Source organism: Nesterenkonia rhizosphaerae (genome assembly GCF_039544555.1).
GTDB classification, from domain to species: Bacteria; Actinomycetota; Actinomycetes; order Actinomycetales; family Micrococcaceae; genus Nesterenkonia; species Nesterenkonia rhizosphaerae.
Genome location: NZ_BAABLW010000007.1, coordinates 509,661 through 526,920, shown reverse-complemented (window position 1 = coordinate 526,920; position 17,260 = coordinate 509,661). Strand labels below are relative to the sequence as shown.

13 protein-coding genes are annotated in these 17,260 nt (G+C 64.1%); 6 read left to right on the top strand and 7 right to left on the bottom strand.

What is annotated here, in order from left to right; all coding sequences use genetic code 11:
* Nucleotides 1–95: 95 nt before the first annotated feature.
* Nucleotides 96–1,586, bottom strand: a complete 1,491-nt coding sequence (locus ABEA23_RS08090) for an amidohydrolase (protein ID WP_345477548.1) — start codon at nt 1,584–1,586, stop codon at nt 96–98.
* Between the two features lie 105 nt (nt 1,587–1,691).
* A complete protein-coding gene (locus ABEA23_RS08085) occupies nt 1,692–5,297 on the bottom strand; it encodes a bifunctional proline dehydrogenase/L-glutamate gamma-semialdehyde dehydrogenase (protein WP_345477547.1) in 3,606 nt (1,201 codons plus the stop codon).
* Nucleotides 5,298–5,454: 157 nt separating this feature from the next.
* Here ABEA23_RS08085 and ABEA23_RS08080 point away from each other — a divergent pair, with 157 nt between their 5' ends.
* A complete protein-coding gene (locus ABEA23_RS08080; protein WP_345477546.1) occupies nt 5,455–6,855 on the top strand; it encodes a GntR family transcriptional regulator in 1,401 nt (466 codons plus the stop codon).
* A 30-nt stretch (nt 6,856–6,885) separates the two neighbouring features.
* Here ABEA23_RS08080 and ABEA23_RS08075 read toward each other — a convergent pair whose 3' ends face one another.
* Entirely contained in the window at nt 6,886–7,506 is a 621-nt protein-coding gene (locus tag ABEA23_RS08075; RefSeq protein ID WP_345477545.1) for a LysE family translocator, read from the bottom strand.
* A gap of 9 nt (nt 7,507–7,515) precedes the next feature.
* Nucleotides 7,516–8,529: a DMT family transporter gene (locus tag ABEA23_RS08070; protein WP_425577144.1), complete on the bottom strand. Its 1,014-nt coding sequence runs from the start codon at nt 8,527–8,529 to the stop codon at nt 7,516–7,518.
* Here ABEA23_RS08070 and ABEA23_RS08065 point away from each other — a divergent pair.
* Both ABEA23_RS08065 and ABEA23_RS08060 read left to right on the top strand, forming a co-directional pair.
* The gene (locus ABEA23_RS08065) at nt 8,528–9,970 is read left to right on the top strand and encodes an aminotransferase-like domain-containing protein (protein ID WP_345477543.1); all 1,443 of its coding nucleotides are present in this window, start codon (nt 8,528–8,530) and stop codon (nt 9,968–9,970) included. The two genes, ABEA23_RS08070 and ABEA23_RS08065, sit on opposite strands and share 2 nt — an antisense overlap.
* Nucleotides 9,971–10,045: 75 nt before the next feature.
* Nucleotides 10,046–10,762 (top strand): hypothetical protein, encoded by a 717-nt coding sequence (locus ABEA23_RS08060; RefSeq protein ID WP_345477542.1) that lies wholly within the window; start codon nt 10,046–10,048, stop codon nt 10,760–10,762.
* Here the strand turns inward: ABEA23_RS08060 and ABEA23_RS08055 are convergent.
* Nucleotides 10,759–11,028 carry a metal-sensitive transcriptional regulator gene (locus ABEA23_RS08055; RefSeq protein ID WP_345478648.1) on the bottom strand — a complete coding sequence of 90 codons (270 nt, stop codon included), beginning with the start codon at nt 11,026–11,028 and terminating at the stop codon, nt 10,759–10,761. The two genes, ABEA23_RS08060 and ABEA23_RS08055, sit on opposite strands and share 4 nt — an antisense overlap.
* A 190-nt stretch (nt 11,029–11,218) precedes the next feature.
* On the opposite strand from ABEA23_RS08055, the gene ABEA23_RS08050 reads away from it, so the two are divergent.
* Both ABEA23_RS08050 and ABEA23_RS08045 read left to right on the top strand, forming a co-directional pair.
* Nucleotides 11,219–11,455: a heavy-metal-associated domain-containing protein gene (locus ABEA23_RS08050; RefSeq protein WP_345477541.1), complete on the top strand. Its 237-nt coding sequence runs from the start codon at nt 11,219–11,221 to the stop codon at nt 11,453–11,455.
* Entirely contained in the window at nt 11,452–13,731 is a 2,280-nt protein-coding gene (locus tag ABEA23_RS08045; protein ID WP_345477540.1) for a heavy metal translocating P-type ATPase, read from the top strand. Before ABEA23_RS08050 ends, ABEA23_RS08045 begins: the two co-directional genes overlap by 4 nt.
* A 45-nt stretch (nt 13,732–13,776) precedes the next feature.
* On the opposite strand, the gene ABEA23_RS08040 is transcribed toward ABEA23_RS08045, so the two are convergent.
* Both ABEA23_RS08040 and ABEA23_RS08035 read right to left on the bottom strand, forming a co-directional pair.
* A complete protein-coding gene (locus ABEA23_RS08040; RefSeq protein WP_345477539.1) occupies nt 13,777–14,667 on the bottom strand; it encodes a DMT family transporter in 891 nt (296 codons plus the stop codon).
* A gap of 119 nt (nt 14,668–14,786) precedes the next feature.
* Complete coding sequence (locus tag ABEA23_RS08035; protein ID WP_345477538.1) at nt 14,787–16,202, bottom strand: hypothetical protein; 1,416 nt, start codon at nt 16,200–16,202, stop codon at nt 14,787–14,789.
* A 162-nt stretch (nt 16,203–16,364) separates the two neighbouring features.
* Here ABEA23_RS08035 and ABEA23_RS08030 point away from each other — a divergent pair, with 162 nt between their 5' ends.
* Entirely contained in the window at nt 16,365–17,162 is a 798-nt protein-coding gene (locus ABEA23_RS08030; protein WP_345477537.1) for a methyltransferase domain-containing protein, read from the top strand.
* Nucleotides 17,163–17,260 lie beyond the last annotated feature (98 nt).

The following is a 17,260-nucleotide window of genomic DNA, read 5'->3' as shown; positions in this document are numbered from 1 at the left end:
ATTAGAGCTTATGCTCTACTCAGCTGCAACTTCGATTGCTGATGAGTCGATCACTGATAAGTCGCCCCGGCCGGAATCCGCCGGCGGTCTGCGCCCTAGAGCGCGTAGTGAGTGAACCGTCCGCCTAATAGCGTGGCTGCCACCGGCATGTTCCGCAGCTGGTCCCCCGTGCAGTGGTAGGGGTCACGGTCCAGCACGGCTAAATCAGCGGGTGCTCCCACGCGGACTTCAGCGGGACCGCCAGTGCTGGCAGCAAGAGCTGTACCTACGGCGATGCGCTGCTCCGGATGCCAGGGGTCACGGCCATCACGGCTGCGGCTGACGGCCGCAGCAATCGCCATCCACGGATCCAGCGGTGCCACCGGGGCATCAGAGCCGAAACGCAGGGTGACTCCCGCTTCCACAAGGCTGCGCAGGGGGAAGTTCCGGGCGGTGCGTCCGGGCCAGTATGCCTCCGCGACGTCACGGTCATCCATGGCATGTTCGGGCTGCACGCTCGCCGTGACGCCAAGCCGGGCGAATCGTTCAACGTCCTCCCAGCGAAGCAGCTGGGCATGTTCGATACTGCCGTGCATTGCAAGTTGTTCAAAGATGGTCAGGATCTCCGTATTGGCACGGTCACCAATGGCGTGAATGGCTGCGGCAATGCCTGCACCCTGGGCGGTGCGCATCAGTTCGCGCACCTGCTGCGGCGGCACAGTAGGCCCACCGCAGGCATGAGGATGTGTGGGATCCAACCCTGCATAGGATTCCCAGCACCACGCGGTTCGGGTGTTCAGAGAACCATCGGAGATCACCTTCAGCGGCCCCAACCGAACCAGTCCGGATTCCTCGAGCAGATCTCCGGTCCGCAGGCCGGATTTCACAGTCTGCGCCAGGTAGTCGGGCCACACCGCGGCCTCCACGCGCAGCTGGTTCACCCCCTGGGCCACCCGCTTGGGCCACAGCGAGGCGTTATCGGCGTTCTCGAACTCCACCACGCCCACAGTTCCGCGGGCTGCGGCAGCTTGGGCCGCATCCTGGTAGTCCTGCGGAGTCAGGTCAGCGGGGTCACCGAAGCGGTCCATGACCGCGAAAGACTCTGCTTCCCGCAGGATTCCGGTGTCATCGGTATGGACCCCCACCAGCTGCTGGGCAGCGGTGTTCAGCCACATGCAGTGCAGGTCGCCGGCGATCAGCGCCACTGGATGATCACCGGTGACCGCATCGAGGTCGCTGAGCCGAGCGGGCTCAGGCCAGAGCCCATCGCGGAATCCGAAACCGACCACCGTCTTACCGGCCGGCGCCTTCTGCACTGCCTCGCGTGCCAGTTCCAGGACTTCTGCGGCACTGCTGGTGCGGGTCAGATCAATACGCTGCCGACGGATCACCCACTGCGTGAAATGCACATGGTGATCCCACAGCCCCGGAATCAGCCAGCGCCCCTCGAGGTCCACCACCTCGGCAGCTCTGTCCAGCTGCTCACCTGAGGCAGTCAGTGCAACGACGACGCCACCGGAGATCAGCACATCCACTGCGGGGGCCTCGGCCCTCTTCGCCCCACCGGGGGAAGCGATCACAGCATTCTTCAGCAGCAGCTCAGACACTCACGAACTCTCTTTCAGACAGGGGCATCGGTGGTTCTCCATGCACAGCGTACTGGCCTGAAGAACCACCTATGACGCCCGTGCCTGCTGCGCGGAAACCCCGGATTAAAGACCGGCCTTGAGCTGAGCTGCAAGCTCGTGGAAGCGCGGGCTGGGGTTGCCGAAGCGGTGCAGAGTCATCGACACCGCCTGCTCCTTGACCCAATAGCGCAGCTCAACGCGACCAGAGGCGGTCACCACGTCATCGAGCAGCGCCACCTCCGGACGCGACGCCACCGCCTGGTGCACCTGAGACCCGAGGGTCCCCAGCACGCGCACCCGGATGCCAACGCCGGCGTCGTGAGCGCCAGAAGCCAACGCCTGGGCGAACTCTTGCTCCGCCTCCTGAAGCGGCTTCTCGATACCCACCACCAGCTTCTGCACCAGTTTGGCCGCCTGCTTGGCTTTCTTCTGCGACTTGGGATCCACACTGATGCGCACCTGGGCACCTGCGGTCCGGGCAGCCAGCAGGGCGCGCAGCACCGGCGCGGGTTCTGCATCAGCCTGGACTCGCAGCAGCACAGTCTCCGGCAGATAGCGGAAGATATTGGCTTCGGCATTCATCCCGGTGTGATCCTTGGGCTTGCCGAACTCCTGAGCCCACCAACGTGCGTCGTCGGCAGCGGCAGCCTTCAGCCAGGCGAACTCCTCCGGTCCGATGACCTTCTTGGATTCGGCCTCCTCAAGCACCACCGCAGCCGGGGTGCCTTCAGCAGGAGGAGCCAGCTGAGCCGCAGTGGCAATATCGACGTCGTCGCTCCACTGCCCGAAGAGCATCACGTAGTTGGGGCCACCGGCTTTGGATCCCAGTCCCACAGAGGACTGCTTCCAGCCGCCGAAGGACTGCCGCTGCACAATCGCACCTGTGATTCCGCGGTTCACATAAGCATTGCCCACCTGGACCTGCTCCAACCACTGTTCCACCTCGGAAACCTCCAAGGAATGGATGCCGCCGGTGAGACCGAAGTCCACCTGGTTCTGATAGGCGATTGCCTGATCCAGGTCCTTGGCTTCCATGAGCCCCAGCACTGGTCCGAAGACCTCCGTCAGATGGAAGAAGCTGCCGGGCTTGACGCCGGTCTTGATGCCGGGACTCCACAGCTTGCCGGTGTCATCTAGCTGCTCCGGCTTCAGCAGCCAGGCTTCTCCCGGCTCCAGCGTAGTCAGCGCCCGGTGCAGCTTGTCACTGGGGTCCTCGGTGAGCGGACCGACTGTGGCCGAGAGGTTCTGCGGCCAGTCCACCACCATGGACTTGGCAGCATCCACCAGCTGGCGGCGGAACCGCTCCGAGTTGTAGACGCTTCCCACCAGGATGCCCAGGGACGCGGCGGAGCATTTCTGTCCGGCGTGACCGAAGGCGGAGTTCGCCAGGTCAGCCACAGCGAGGTCGCGGTCTGCAGCCGGGGTGATGATCAGGGCGTTCTTGCCCGAGGTCTCGGCGTTGATGCGCATCTGCGGCTTCCAGGAGCGGAACAGTGCGGCGGTCTCTGAGGCTCCGGTGAGGATCACCCGGTCCACGCCGTCGTGGCTGACCAGCCGCTTGCCGGCCTCGCCTTCGAAGGGATAGACGCCATGGAGCACATCACGTGGCACGCCTGCTTCCCACAGGGCTTCCAGCAGCGCCATAGAACAATGCGGAGTCGGTGAGGAGGGCTTGTGGATCACCGCAGATCCTGCTGCCAGGGCTGCCACGGTGCCGCCAAAGGGAATGGCCAGTGGGAAGTTCCACGGCGGTGTCACCAGAACCAGGGTGTCCGGGGTGAAGTTGGCGTATTCCACCTTCTCCAGTTCCAGAGCGTGATGGGCGTAGTAACGGGCGAAATCAATCGCCTCGGAGACCTCAGGGTCGCTCTGCGCCACGGACTTGCCCACCTCAGCTGCCGCCAAGGAGATCAGATGGCCCCTGCGCCGGGCCAGAATATCGGCAGCCCGGTAGAGAATGCGTGCCCGGTCGATGGCCGGGCGGGCGGCCCACTCTGCGGCTGCTGATCGAGCTCGCTCCACCAGCGGGTCGATATCCTGAAGCCCGACTTCCTCCGGTACCGGCTGAGACTTCAGCCACTGAGGCGTTGCCCGCGCCACCACCTGCTCGGCCCAGCGCTGGTTGGCCTCAAGAGCCGGGTGAGTATCGGGCTCGTTGTGGAAGGGCGGCAGCTGATCGTAGTCAGGGAGCTCGGCCTGCTCTTCAGCGGTCCGGTCCTGAATGTGTTTCGGCGCCGGCGCGGTGTGACCGTTCTCCTGCAGAATGCCCGCCAGGGTCTGCACCGAGCTGCGGAACCGGGTTTCCTCGCGGCGGAAGACCTCACTGCCGGTGCCGGTCTCGTCCACGCCGAGATCGAAGATCCCGGACATGAAGTTCTCACTCGCGGCATTCTCCTCCAACCGACGCACCAGATAGGAGATCGCGACGTCGAACTCGGCCGGGCGCACGGCCGGTACGTAGAGCAGCAGCTGCCCGACATCGCCGCTGACGGCCTCGGCCTGCTCGGCGGCCATGCCCTGGAGCATCTCGAATTCCAGTCGGCCGGCCCCGCCGTCGTTGTGCACCCCGCGTGCCAGCCCCAGCAGGTGGGCGAAGGCGATGTCGAAGAGGTTGTGGCCGGCCACGCCGAGCCGCACGCCGCGCATGCGCTCAGGCTGCAGCAGCCAATGCAGCACCAGTTTGTAGTTGGCGTCGGTGGCTTCCTTGGAGTCACAGGTGACAACAGGCCAGTCGTGAATCTCCGCATGAACCCGCTCCATGGCCAGGTTCGCGCCCTTGACCAGGCGGATCTTGATACCGGCACCGCCGGCGTCCACCCGGGCGTTAGCGAACTCAGCCAGCTCCTGAACAGAGGCCAGGGCATCGGGCAGATAGGCCTGGATGACGATTCCGGCCTCGTAGTTTTTCATCTGCTCCATGGACAGCAGGCGCTTGAAGACCGCGATGGTCAGCCGCAGATCCTGGTACTCCTCCATATCCAGGTTGATGAACTTGGATCCGGCCGGGGCCTTTGCGGCCTCGGTGTAGAGCGGGATGAGCCGCTGCACCACATAGTCCACAGTCTCCTGGAAACCCCACATGGAAATCTGGCTGGCCACTGAGGAGACCTTGATGGAGACATAGTCGACGTCGTCGCGGCGCAACAGCCGTACGGTGTCTTCCAGGTGCTTATCGGCTTCTTCCTCACCCAGAACTGCTTCACCCAGAAGGTTGATATTGAGCCGGTGGCCGTCCTTCTTGATCCGTGCCACGGCTTTGCCGAACTGCTTATCGCGAGCGTCCACCACCATGTGGCCGACCATCGAGCGCATCCGCTTGCGGGCCGCGGGGACCACGACGTCGGGCAGCAGTTTGCCCAGCTTCGAGCCGGCCTGGATCTGAGCCAGATCCAGCTTCTCGAGGGTGTCTGGAGCCAATGCGCCGAGTTCAGACAGTGCGGAGGCGGCCGCTTTGGTGTCCTCAGTGCGGATCACCCGGTCCACGAATCCCACAGTGAAGTCCAGGCCGGTGGGGTGAGCCAGGACTGCGGCCAGCCGCTGCGCGGAGGGATGCGGGGTCACGCCGGAGTGCTGAGTCTGACGCAGCCAGCTGGTGACCTTTTCCACTGCGGCATCGGTGATGCTGTTCAGCTCGTTCAGCGTCTCTGGGTTCAGGTCCTGCGAGTGGGCCGGTGAAGTCTGCTCAGCCATGTGCTCTGCTCCTTGAGTCGTTGCAATCCACTGCCTCCATGACAGGGGGCCGGTGGGATATCAGTCTTGCCTTCAGTGTCAGCAGGGCTGGGGCAGATGAGAAGAGATATGGACCACACGCTGAGATAATTTGAGTCAAAACTGATTCAATAGCCTGATGCAGACAGTGGTGCGGGGTCGCCCCCGGGTACAGGACACCGCCGATGACATCGTCGCCAGTGTGTTGGCTACGGCCGGCCCCCGGGTGGGCGGCACGGAATTTTCCACCCGCCGTATCGCCGAGCTGACCGGGTTGAGTCAGACCCTGGTGAGTCGCGCAGTGCGGCGGATTCGCCATCCAGGCCAGTCCACACAGCGGCACGCAGCCCCTACCGCGGCATCCCCCGCTGCCCAGCGGCTTCGTCTCATGGACTTCCGGGTGGAGTACCCCCGGATCACGCTTCAGTTCGGCACCAGTGCCAGCGCCGCAGCACCGGCGCGACGACGCTTCGAACGTCGGGCGACTGCACTGATGGCCGCCCTGTGGGTCTCCGGAGCTGCCGCCTGGACCGACCCGCCCCGGAACTCGGCTGCCGAACCCCCCAGCGCAGAACCATCGTCCCTGCGCGCTCAGTGGTCACCGGGGGCAGACTGGGAGGAGTTTCTGGCTGCTGTGGCGGCGCTGCTGGACCGTTGCGAACCCTCGGAGGCCGCCCTTCCGGGTTCACTGCTTCGGCTTCTGGCAGCGCGGGCAGGCAGAGGACTTCTGGGGGTTCATTGGCGGGCCGAGACAGAATCATCCGGAACTGATCCTATTTTTGACTCAAATCTACTTGCCGTCATGGAGTACCCCGCCCCGGACCGCTCCCCCGCCAACCGCTGGCTGCCCCGGATGGAGCTCTCTGCCACTGAGCAGTTGGCCATCGCCCTGCGCAAAGAGATGATCAATTCCGGATTCCGGCCTGGTGACCGGCTTCGTCCAGCTCTCTTCGCTCAGCGGTTGGGTCTGCCACCAGCCACAGTGCGAACCGCCATGCGCCAATTGGCTGATGACGGCCTGCTCGTGCAGTCCTCCACAGGCGCAGCCAGCAGCACGTTCCGCATCCCACGGGTGACCGGTGCTGATGTCATTGACCTCTACGCCTCCCGGCTTCATGTGGGCATGGTGCTGCTGCGGGCCTGCGCCGCCCAGCCGCGGCACCGGCTGCTTCCTGCCAGACTGGCGCTCGGGGCACTGGAAGCTGCCGCTGCCCAAGGCACCCGCGCGGATGTGGGCGAGGCTGATCTGCGCTTCCAGCAGGAGCTGGCCGAGGCCTCCGGCTTGCGGCAGTCGGCACGCAGCTTCCACGCGCTCACCCTGCGCGTCAGGATGTTCATCGCGGTGCTGCAGCTGGACTACACCCCCGCCGTCGACCGTCTCCTCCGAGATGACCGGCGGATCCTTACTGCGGTTCTGGAGGGACGGGGTGACGGAGCAGTCCGCCTCTGGCGCGGCAAACTCGATAACGCGGTACGGCATATGTCCGCACTGGCTCCGGAATCCTTCGATGCCGCTCTATGGGACCGCCTGACCCGCTGAGCTGTGGACCCGCTAACTTAGGGAGAAGCTTCAACCCAGCAACGGCTGCAATGAGGACCAGATCTCTTGGAAAGCGGGAATCAACGAGATCACCAGCAGACCCGACATGACCAGATTGAAGATCCGCATATGCCGTGCCGAGGAGATGAAACGTCCCGCCCCTACTCCCAACAGGGTCCAGGCGATGGTGCACGGGGTGCTGAAGACCAGAGCGAAGCCTGCAATCACCAGCACTTCGGCTAAGAAGGACTCCCAGAAACCGGTGAAGGTGGCCAGGGCCGCCACTGCCAGGGTCCAGGCCTTGGGATTGACGAACTGGAACAGCGCCATCTGAATGAGCCCCGGCGGTCGGCCTTCGCGGCGAGACTCCACATCAGTGGGTCCGGTGGCGATCTTAAAGGCAAGCCACAGCAGATACGCCACGCCGATGGGCCGCAGCACGTCCAGGACCACCGGCCACTGGTTCAGCACCTGACCTAAACCGAGCCCTACCAGGATCATCATGACCGGGAACCCGATATTGATCCCGATGATGGCCGGCAGCGTCCGGCGGAATCCGAAACCAGCACCGGAGGCCATCACAATGGTGTTATTGGGCCCGGGGGTTCCGGCACCGGCGATGACAAAGAGCATCAGAGACAGCAACTGCACTTCTTGAACCTACTTCGCTTCCTGAACTGATGAGGACTTGCCCCGGACTTTTCCATCATGCGGACTGCGCGCCGGGGCCATCCGCACCCTTATCGCAGCACCAGCGCAAAGCACGACGGCGACTCCCCCGGCCACTGTGGCCAGCGCCAGCTGTTCTCCCAACAGCAGCGCAGCCCACAACAGAGTCAGCACCGGCTGAATGAGTTGGATCTGACTGACTTTGGCCATCGAGCCGATGCCCAGTCCGCGGTACCAGGCGAAGAATCCGAGGAACATCGAAACCACGCCCAGGTAGAGAAACGCTCCCCACTGGAGGGTCCCGGCAACCGGGGGCTGCTGAAACCAGGCCACAGCTGTCAGGGTCAGCATGAGCGGCAGCCCCAGAACTAGGGCCCAGGAGATGGTTTGCCATGCGCCGAGCTCCCGGGCCAGCAACCCGCCTTCGGCATAGCCGAAGGCTGCACCGATCACGGCCGTAAACAACAGCAGATCTGCCCACTGCAGACTGCCCATGCCGCCGCCGGACAGCGCAGCGAATATCACTGCCGCTGCTGCACCGACGCCGGTGACCAGCCAGAACAGCACTGGCGGCCGTTCCCTGCCGCGCAGTACCGCAACCACAGCAGTGGCTGCCGGGAGTAAGGCGATCACGACCGCGGCGTGGCTTGCTGACGCCGTCGTCAGAGCATAGGAGGTCAGGAGCGGAAAACAGAGCACGATGCCTCCGGTGACAATCAACAGGCGCAGCCACTGTTGCCCTCTTGGCCATGACTGCCCAGTGAGTGCCAGGGCCGCGGCAGCCAGCACGGCGGCCAACACCGCGCGGCCTGCTCCGACAAAAAGCGGTGAGAGCGCACCCTCGCCCACTGCTATGCGGGTCAGCGGTACCGTGAGTGAAAAAGCAGCCACCCCCAACAGCCCCCAGGCCCAGCCAGCACGGGAGGTCGAATATCGGCCGGGTGCTGCGTCCACGGCCGGTAACGGTGGCCCAGAATAAGCAGTAGCGCTACTCTTGATTTCCATGCAACAGGATAGCAGTAGCCGAATTGTCCAGGGACTGAGGCAATGGATCGAGTCTGCTCCTACGGGCACTCAGTTGCCCAGCAGCCGCAGCCTGGTGACTGAATACGGGGCCAGTCCGGTCACCGTGCAGAAGGCGCTGCGAAGCCTGGCAAGTCTGGGACTGGTGGAGACCCGCCCTGGGGTGGGCACATTCGTCCGCGCCTCCCGGGCTCCGCGACCCCATGATTACTCCTGGCAGACTGCCGCTCTGGGGCCGCGCAACGCCGCCTCGCCCCAGCTGGCGTCAGCGCTGCGCATCGCTTCCGGAGATACCTACGACCTCGGTTCCGGGTTCCCTGATCCGAGCCTCCTCCCCGAACGGCTGGTCCGCTCGGCCTTTGCTCGCGCCGCCCGCAGCCGGGCCACGCTGAGCTGGCCTTCGGCAGTAGGTCTTGCAGACCTGCGCGCATGGTTCGCTTCTGAGCTAGCCGCCCAGACAGCACCCGGAGTCAGCGCCCCCACTGCCGGGGACGTCATCATCCTTGCTGGTAGCCAGAGCGGGTTAAGCGCCGCCTTTCGAGCCCTAGTAGGACCGGGAAAACCACTGCTGATCGAGTCGCCCACATACTGGGGCGCCATTCTCGCGGCCACTCAGGCCAATGTGCAGCTCGTGCCGGTGCCTAGCTCAGCCGAGGGGCCAGACCCTGAGGCCCTGGACCGGGCTTTCACGCAGACCGGCGCCCGTGCGTTCTACGCCCAACCCAGCTTCGCCAACCCGCACGGCGCCCTGTGGTCCCAGCCGCTGCGCGAACAGGTCCTCAGCACCGTACAACGTCACGGGGCGTTCGTGATCGAGGATGACTGGGCACATGACTTTGCCATTGACGCCCACCCGCGACCGCTGGCAGCCCAGGACGACGGCGGACATGTGGTGTATCTGCGTTCGTTGACCAAGAGCGTCTCCCCTGCCGTACGGGTCGGTGCGGTGATCGCCCGCGGGCCGGCCCGTGAACGGCTGTTGCATGTCACTCAATCTGAGTCGGTCTTTGTCAGTGCGGTGCTGCAGGCCGCTGCACTGGAGGTGGTCACCAGCTCGGCTTGGCGGACACATCTACGCAGCATGTCTCAGCAGCTGGGAGCGCGCCGGGATCTGCTGGCACAGGCCCTTGCCGAGAACGCACCCCTGGTGCAACTGGACCATCTCCCTCGCGGTGGGCTGCATTTATGGGCGAGGCTTCCTGAGGCCGCGGATCTGGCCGCCGTCGTCGCAGGTCTACAGCGGGCGGGGGTCAGCGTGGTGCCAGGACATGAGCTCTTCCCCGCCGAACCCACAGCCCCATATCTGAGGCTGACCTTTGCTGGGCCAGATCCGGGTAATTATGTCCACGCTGCCCAAGCACTCCACGAGGTGCTCCACGAGGTGCTGCAGAACAGCTCCCAGGGCACACACCTGCCGCTATAGCCGTGCCCGGGAACGGCCACTGTCCCGACATATGCACCCCTTGACCCGCCCGCGGCACCCCTGGAGACTCAGGGAATGAGATTCGAAGGCCTCGTCGACCATTCATCCCCAGACCCCGTGGCGGAGGTGCGAGCCAGAGCACTGGAGCTGGGGATAGCCGTGGCCGGCCTGGAACCTCAGCCTCACTTAGAGGACTGGGGACCCTGCCATGTGGTGGAACAGCACATGGCAGGACACCTCGCGGTGACGTTTTCACGCAGCTACACGCTGCGACTACCTGGTGCGGATCACAAGCTGGATCCCGCGGTGGCTCCCCCTGCAGCACCAGGGGCCCCACCACCGGGCACCCTGGAGGATGCCCCCGAGCAACTGTTAGCAGCGCTACCTGCCTGGCTGCGCAAACAGAATGACCGTGCCCACTACCCCGGACTCTGGAATGCTGTTGAAACGCATTGGACACCATACCCGCGGTTGGCGAAAACACTGCCCGAGCTCTTACGGGAACACATCCTGCAGGCAATCCTGAACTGGCAGCCGCACTACTGCCCCGGTGGAGCACCGGCCCCGGCTATCCATGAGGTCTCCGAGGCCTACCCGTACCCCGGGGTGATCGTCGACGGCTCAGCAGCCACCGGACTCGCCGTTGATGTGGGGTCAGTGGCACTGGGCCTTGGTCTCCCACTCGATGGCGGCAGGATCATGACCGCGGTCCTGCCCAACAGGTACCTCTCAGACATCGAGTTGCGCTTTGTCTCCACGGCTTCACTCACAGCAGGCCAGGACGGCCACTAGGACTTCACGAGGCGCTGGATCGCAGCCGATGCCTCGCGGATCTTCTCCTGAGCATCGTCACCACCGCTGTTGATGGCATGGCTCACGCAGTGCTTGAGGTGATCATCAAGCAGCCCCAGCGCCAGATTCTCCAGGGCCGAGGTCATCGCGCTGATCTGGGTGAGGATATCGATGCAATAGGTGTCTTCGTCGATCATCCGGTGGATGCCGCGGGCCTGCCCTTCGATCCGGCGCATCCGCGCCAGGTACTTCGCCTTCTCGCTCATGTAGCCATGACCGGATGTGGCGTCGTCGGGAAAGGAAGTTTCCGCCGGGCCAATCTGGGATTCTGCTGCGCACATGGTGTCCTCCTGATTCGGTGCCTCATCCAGGGTATACACAAATACCCCATGGGGGTATATTAAACAGCATACGATCCGCATCGGGACGCATCCCGCCACTCTCCAGGAGGACACCATGGCCGAAACACGCATCTACACCGTGACCGGGATGTCCTGCGGCCACTGTGAATCGGCAGTCACCCAAGAAGTGAGCCAACTCGCGGGCGTGGCCGATATCCAGGTCAGCTCCGCTGCCGGCTCCCTGACCATCACGGTGCAGGATGACGCCACAGTGACCGACGAGGCAGTGATCGCCGCAGTGGATGAGGCCGGCTACTCGGCCTCCCCAGCTCGCCTCGAGGGGACCCCGTGACCCCATCACTGAACACTGACACAGCCCAGGAACGAGTCGAACTCCAGATCGGCGGGATGACCTGCGCCGCCTGCGCCAACCGCGTGGAGAAGAAGCTCAACGCACTCGAGGGTGTCGCCGCCAGCGTCAACTACGCCACCGAGAAAGCGTGGGTCACCGCCGAGAACGTCGCGGACCGACACAAGCTGGTCGATGACCTTATCGCCACCGTGGAGAAGACCGGCTACCGCGCCGAACTCCCTCCCACCCCGGAGAACGACAGCGCACCGGGGCTCGCCGATAGGGATCTGAAGTCCCTGCGCAACAGGCTGATCGTGGCTGCGGCACTGAGCCTGCCGGTGCTGATCTGGGCCATGGTGCCGGCCACCCAGTTCGATTATTGGACCTGGGTCTCTCTGGGCCTGGGCCTGCCCGTGGTGCTGTGGGCCGGTTGGCCCTTCCACCGCTCGGCTGCACTGAATGCCGTGCGCGGCACCGCCACGATGGACACCCTCATCTCCCTGGGCACCCTCGCAGCGCTGGCCTGGTCGCTCTACGCGCTGATCTTCGGCCAAGCCGGGGATCCTCACATGCGCCACGCTTTTGAACTCTTCCAGGAGCCTTACTGGCTCTCCGGCCATTCTCATGGTGCCGGCAATGTCTACTTTGAAGTGGCCACCGCAGTCACCACCTTCCTACTCCTGGGCCGGTACCTCGAGAAGCGCTCCAAAGCTCGCGCCGGGGCTGCTCTGCGCTCCCTGCTGAATATGGGCGCAAAGGATGTCACCATACTCAAGGATGGCCAGGAACAGCGCGTCCCGGTCAGTCAGCTCCGCGTAGATGACGAATTCCTGGTCCGTCCCGGAGAGAAAATCGCCACCGACGGCACCGTGGTCACTGGCGCCTCCGCCGTAGATATGTCCATGCTGACCGGGGAGTCTGTTCCGGTTGAAGTAGCCGAAGGTGACACCGTGGTGGGTGCCACCGTCAATACCTCCGGCCGACTGGTAGTGCGAGCGACCCGGGTGGGCGGTGATACCCAGCTCGCTCAGATGGCCCAGCTGGTGGAACAAGCCCAGTCCGGCAAAGCCGGCGTCCAGCGCCTCGCCGACAAGATCTCCGGGGTCTTTGTCCCGGTGGTGCTGGCCATTGCCGCCCTCACTCTGGGGCTCTGGCTGCTCAGCGGCGCTCCGGCTGAAGCAGCCTTTACCGCCTCCGTCGCGGTGTTGATCATTGCTTGCCCCTGCGCGCTGGGCCTGGCCACGCCCACGGCTCTGTTGGTGGGAACCGGGCGCGGTGCTCAGCTGGGCATCCTCATCAAGGGACCGGAGGTCCTGGAGAGTTCCCGCGGCATCACCACCGTGATCCTGGATAAGACTGGCACTGTCACCACCGGTGCCATGCAGCTGACCGCACTGCATGCCGCAGGCCAGTGGAACGACGACGCGCTGCTGCGTCTTGCCGGTGCCCTGGAGTCAGGCTCCGAGCACCCTGTGGCCCGTGCGGTGACCAATGCTGCACGCGAATCCTTGGGTTCCCGGCAGGGTACCCTGCCGGTACCGGAGGACTTCACCAATCACCAGGGCCACGGCGTCAGCGGTCGCGTGGAGGGACACCGGGTGCTTATTGGTCGACGGAGGTTCATGGACAGCTTCGGTGTCGCTTTGCCTGGAGAGGTCGATGGTCTGCTTGAACGCGCCGAGACCCTGGGGAGCACGCCGGTGCTGGTAGCGGTGGACGGAGAGTTCGCCGGGGTGCTCATCGCTGCCGATACGGTGAAGGAAACCTCCGCCCAGGCGGTGCAGCAGCTCAAGGCCCTAGGAATGCAGCCGGTACTGCTCACCGGAGACAACTATGGTGCTGCTCAGCAGGTAGCCGCAGAGGTTGGTATTGATGAGGTCATCGCCGAGGCACTGCCTCAGGACAAGGTCGACGCCGTAGCCCGTCTCCAGGGTCAGGGCCGGACGGTGGCCATGGTGGGTGATGGTGTCAACGACGCCGCGGCGCTGGCTCAGGCCGATCTGGGCATCGCGATGGGCACCGGCACCGATGTGGCCATGGAGGCCGCCGATATCACCGTCATACGAGGAGACCTGCGTAGCGTCGGTGATGCGGTGCGACTGTCTCGACGGACTCTGCGCACAATCCGGGAGAATCTGTTCTGGGCTTTCCTCTACAACACGGCCGCGATTCCGCTGGCCGCTCTGGGACTGCTGAATCCGATGCTCGCAGGCGCAGCCATGGTGCTGAGCTCTTTGAGCGTGGTGGGCAATTCGCTGCGGCTGCGGCGCTTCTGAAGGGTGTGACCGAGCTCAGACTCACGGGCAGGCTCGGAGTCAGGCTCAGCTCGGCCGGCGTCGTCGTGCAGTAGCAGCCCACCAGGCACCGGCGATGATGAGCGCACAGCCCAGCAGCTGCCAGAGGCTCGGGATCTCACTGAAGAGCAGAACCCCGAGCCCGACGGCGAAGATCGGCCCGGTGAGCATCAGTGCGCTGGCAACAGTCTCCGGCAGGGCGGTCATGGCGATGTTGAAGCACAGGTAGACCACCACCTGGCCGATAAAGGCCAGCGCCAGGAACCAGCCCCAGGAGATAACAGTCTCGGGCACCTCGAGACGTCCGGTCGCAGTGGCTCCGGTCAGCGTGGTCAATCCTGCGCAGAGGCACACAATGCTCAGCACGGTAAACGGGGCTGGTCGCAGTGTCGGTGGTGCCGTGCGGCGGATGATCGCTAAGTAGATCGCGTAGCAGGCACCTGCCGCCAGACCTGCCAGGACACCGGCCCAGCTGAGCACAGCCTCCCCGAAGGCCCCGGCAGTCAGCGCCACTCCGAGCATCATCAGCGGGACGATGACCGCCAGTCGAGCTGGGGGACGGACTCCTTCGAAGACCCAGCTGAAAAGCGGCAGCACGATGATCTGGATATTAATCAGCACCGTGGCGATGCCAGCACCGATCAGCAGGATCGAGGTGTTGTAGAAGCTGTAGTCGATACCAATGGCGATCCCACCTACGGCAGCACCGAGAAGAGTGCGCGCTGGCAAGGCTTGCGCCCGGTCCACCCTCCGCAGCTCCCAGAGCATAAAGGGGGCAAGCATCGGCACTGCCAGCAGACAGCGCCAGGCCGCTGTACTCATCGGTTCAGCGTCGATGAAGGAGATCAGCGCCGCAGAGGAGGCCATGGCAAGGCTTCCCAGCAGCATCAGCGTCACTGCCCGGGATGAAGAGATCACTGGCCGATTCTAGGCCCAGATGCGCCCAGGGCATGGGAAACGGCCCGGCAGAACTCCACAGGAGCTCGGCCGGGCCGCCCTATCCCACTTCGCACCATGAAGCGGAGGTCTATCGAGGATCAGTGGTCGTGCTCATCCTCGTCGTCGTGGTCGTGGTCGTGGTCATGATCGTGGTCCTCGTCACCGTGGTCATGATCGCCGTGATCGTGGTCGCCATGGTCGTGCTCGCCCTCCTGAGCGCCGTGAGCGGGGCGACCATCAGCGGCAGCGATCTCATTGGGGACAAAATCCAGCTCTGCGGAGTGGATGATCTCCAGGGAGGTCAGGTCCACCATGTGGATGGTCTGCGCCTCAGGTTCAGTGATGTAGGCGATATCGCCGATCACCCGGATCGCCGGACGCGGCTGCTGCCACTCCTCTGGTTCAGTCCACTCGTCCATGATCTGCACCTGATCGATGCGCTCGCCGGTCTCAGCATCGATCACGTGCAGCTGACCGTCCTCGGCCAGCACCAGTGCCTCACCCTCGGGCCCGCGGGCCAAGGAGCGGAAGTTGTAGGCGGCACCGATGTCTGCAGTGGTCAGCTCAAGGGTCTCGGCGTTGATCAGCGCCACCTCGGTCATCGGCACGTCCTGGTCTGTGCGGTAGTCGGCCAGGAAGATCGGGGAACCCTCAGCCGGGAAGAGGTTGCCGCTACGGGCGTATTCCGCTCCGCCGTCGATCTTCTGGAACTCGCTGCCGTCCCAGATCAGCGCACCATCCTCACAGCCGACGGCGATGATCGGGTCTGGTCCGGCGGCCTCTCCGTGGACGCCGGGGCAGTTTTCAGCGCGAGCGAGCTCTTCGCCTTCAGCATCGAGTACGCGTGCTCCGCTGCGATCCTCCAGCGTTTCGAAGCGGGTGCCGTCCTCCATCACGACCGCCACGCCGTGGTGTACACCCTCTGTGGCCGCGCTTTCGGTTTCGATCTCGGACTCAGCGTCGAGGTCTGCGATATCGAACCAGTGATATTCGCCTGTTCCATCGAAGAACAGCACACCGATACCGTGATGGGCCACCACATGGGCGGGGGTGTCGCCGTCGACAGCGATATCTGTCAGCAGCGGGTCGGTGGTGTAGTAGTGGTTGTGATCGCCATGCGGCTCTCCCCATGTTCCAGCGTCCAGCAGCCGGAAACTGTCGCCTTCAGCGAGGAAAACATGGCGGCCATCCCCTGCCGGGTTGACGCGCACAAAGCCCTGGGCGCTGAAGTCTCCCAGGACTTCGAGGGTAGCGCCGTCGATGACGCTCACGCCGCCGTCGTAGGTGACAGCCAGCCGCGGCGATGGGCCACCGGCCTCGTGAGTGGGTCGGTCTGAGGGCTCGACCTGCTCTTCATCTTCTCCGCCGTCTTCAGCGGCATCCGCGGCAGCGCCTTCAGCAGAGGCTTCCGCGCCGGCAGTGGGCTCATCAGTGGGTTCTTCCTGACCATCCCCATTCGCACAGGCTGAAAGAGCCAGTGCAGAAACCAGGGCCAGGGAGGTGAGAGTGCTCATTTTTCCGTTCATGCGAATCATTATCATCAACCCATCCACTCAACTGCAAATCGTTCGCAATAATTACGCGCTCATGACGTCATCGCAGGGACCAGCGCAGAAGGTTGCGTTTCATGTCGGCGCCCTGGGAGTGCAGTGACCAGCGCCCCTAGAATCAAGCTCATGCCCAGTACCCTTTCCAGTGCCCCGTGGAATCCGGAGCGTTACCTGACATTTGCTTCAGAGCGCACCCAGCCCTTCATCGACCTGCTCACTCACGCCCGCGCATACGATCCGCGGCGCATTGTGGATCTGGGCTGCGGACCAGGCAACAGCATGCCGGTGCTGCGGGAGTTCTGGCCGGAAGCGGAGATTATCGGCATCGACTCCAGCCCGGAAATGCTCCAGCGGGCTCAGGAATCCACCTCCGCTGACCCTCGCATCAGCTACCAGCAAGCAGATATCAGGGATTTTCAGCTGGATGAGCCGGCAGATCTCATCGTCTCCAACGCTGCTCTGCAGTGGATCCCCGAGCACCGAGATCTGCTGCCGCAGATTCAGGCCAATGTGGCCCCCGGGGGCACACTGGCAGTACAGGTCCCCGGCAACTTCTCCGCGCCCAGCCACCGGCTGCTGGCTGAACTTGCCGCGTCCGAACCATACCGGCAGTTCATCGACCCACACACCATGCTGCAACCCACCGCAGAGGTCAGCGACTATATGCTCGACGTCGCGGCAGAGGGCTGGGAGGTGGAAGGCTGGGAGACCCGGTACCACCACGTACTCCATGGCGAAGATCCAGTCTTCACGTGGATTTCCTCTGCAGCTGCCCGCCCGGTGCTGGAGGCGCTTCCAGAAGGACCCCGGGAAGAGTTCACCCGCCAGTACAAAGCCGCACTGCGCAGGGCATATCCCAAGACGAAGCTAGGCACCATCCTGAGCTTCCGGCGCTTGTTCTTCATTGCCCGTCATCAGGGCTGAACCAGTGATTTATTGCCGCTGATTCCGGTATGTGAGAGATAAGACATCCTCGGTTTACATTCCTGACAATAGGCAGAAACGCTACCGCCCTACCCTGA

Bases quoted from the DNA above. Each gene is read 5' to 3' on its own strand.
- ABEA23_RS08085 (WP_345477547.1), bottom strand. From the start codon at position 5,297: ATGGCTGAGCAGACTTCACCGGCCCACTCGCAGGACCTGAACCCAGAG.
- ABEA23_RS08080 (WP_345477546.1), top strand. From the start codon at position 5,455: ATGCAGACAGTGGTGCGGGGTCGCCCCCGGGTACAGGACACCGCCGAT.
- ABEA23_RS08035 (WP_345477538.1), bottom strand. From the start codon at position 16,202: ATGAGCACTCTCACCTCCCTGGCCCTGGTTTCTGCACTGGCTCTTTCA.
- ABEA23_RS08055 (WP_345478648.1), bottom strand. From the start codon at position 11,028: ATGAGCGAGAAGGCGAAGTACCTGGCGCGGATGCGCCGGATCGAAGGG.
- ABEA23_RS08050 (WP_345477541.1), top strand. From the start codon at position 11,219: ATGGCCGAAACACGCATCTACACCGTGACCGGGATGTCCTGCGGCCAC.
- ABEA23_RS08070 (WP_425577144.1), bottom strand. From the start codon at position 8,529: ATGGAAATCAAGAGTAGCGCTACTGCTTATTCTGGGCCACCGTTACCG.
- ABEA23_RS08065 (WP_345477543.1), top strand. From the start codon at position 8,528: ATGCAACAGGATAGCAGTAGCCGAATTGTCCAGGGACTGAGGCAATGG.
- ABEA23_RS08030 (WP_345477537.1), top strand. From the start codon at position 16,365: ATGCCCAGTACCCTTTCCAGTGCCCCGTGGAATCCGGAGCGTTACCTG.
- ABEA23_RS08060 (WP_345477542.1), top strand. From the start codon at position 10,046: ATGAGATTCGAAGGCCTCGTCGACCATTCATCCCCAGACCCCGTGGCG.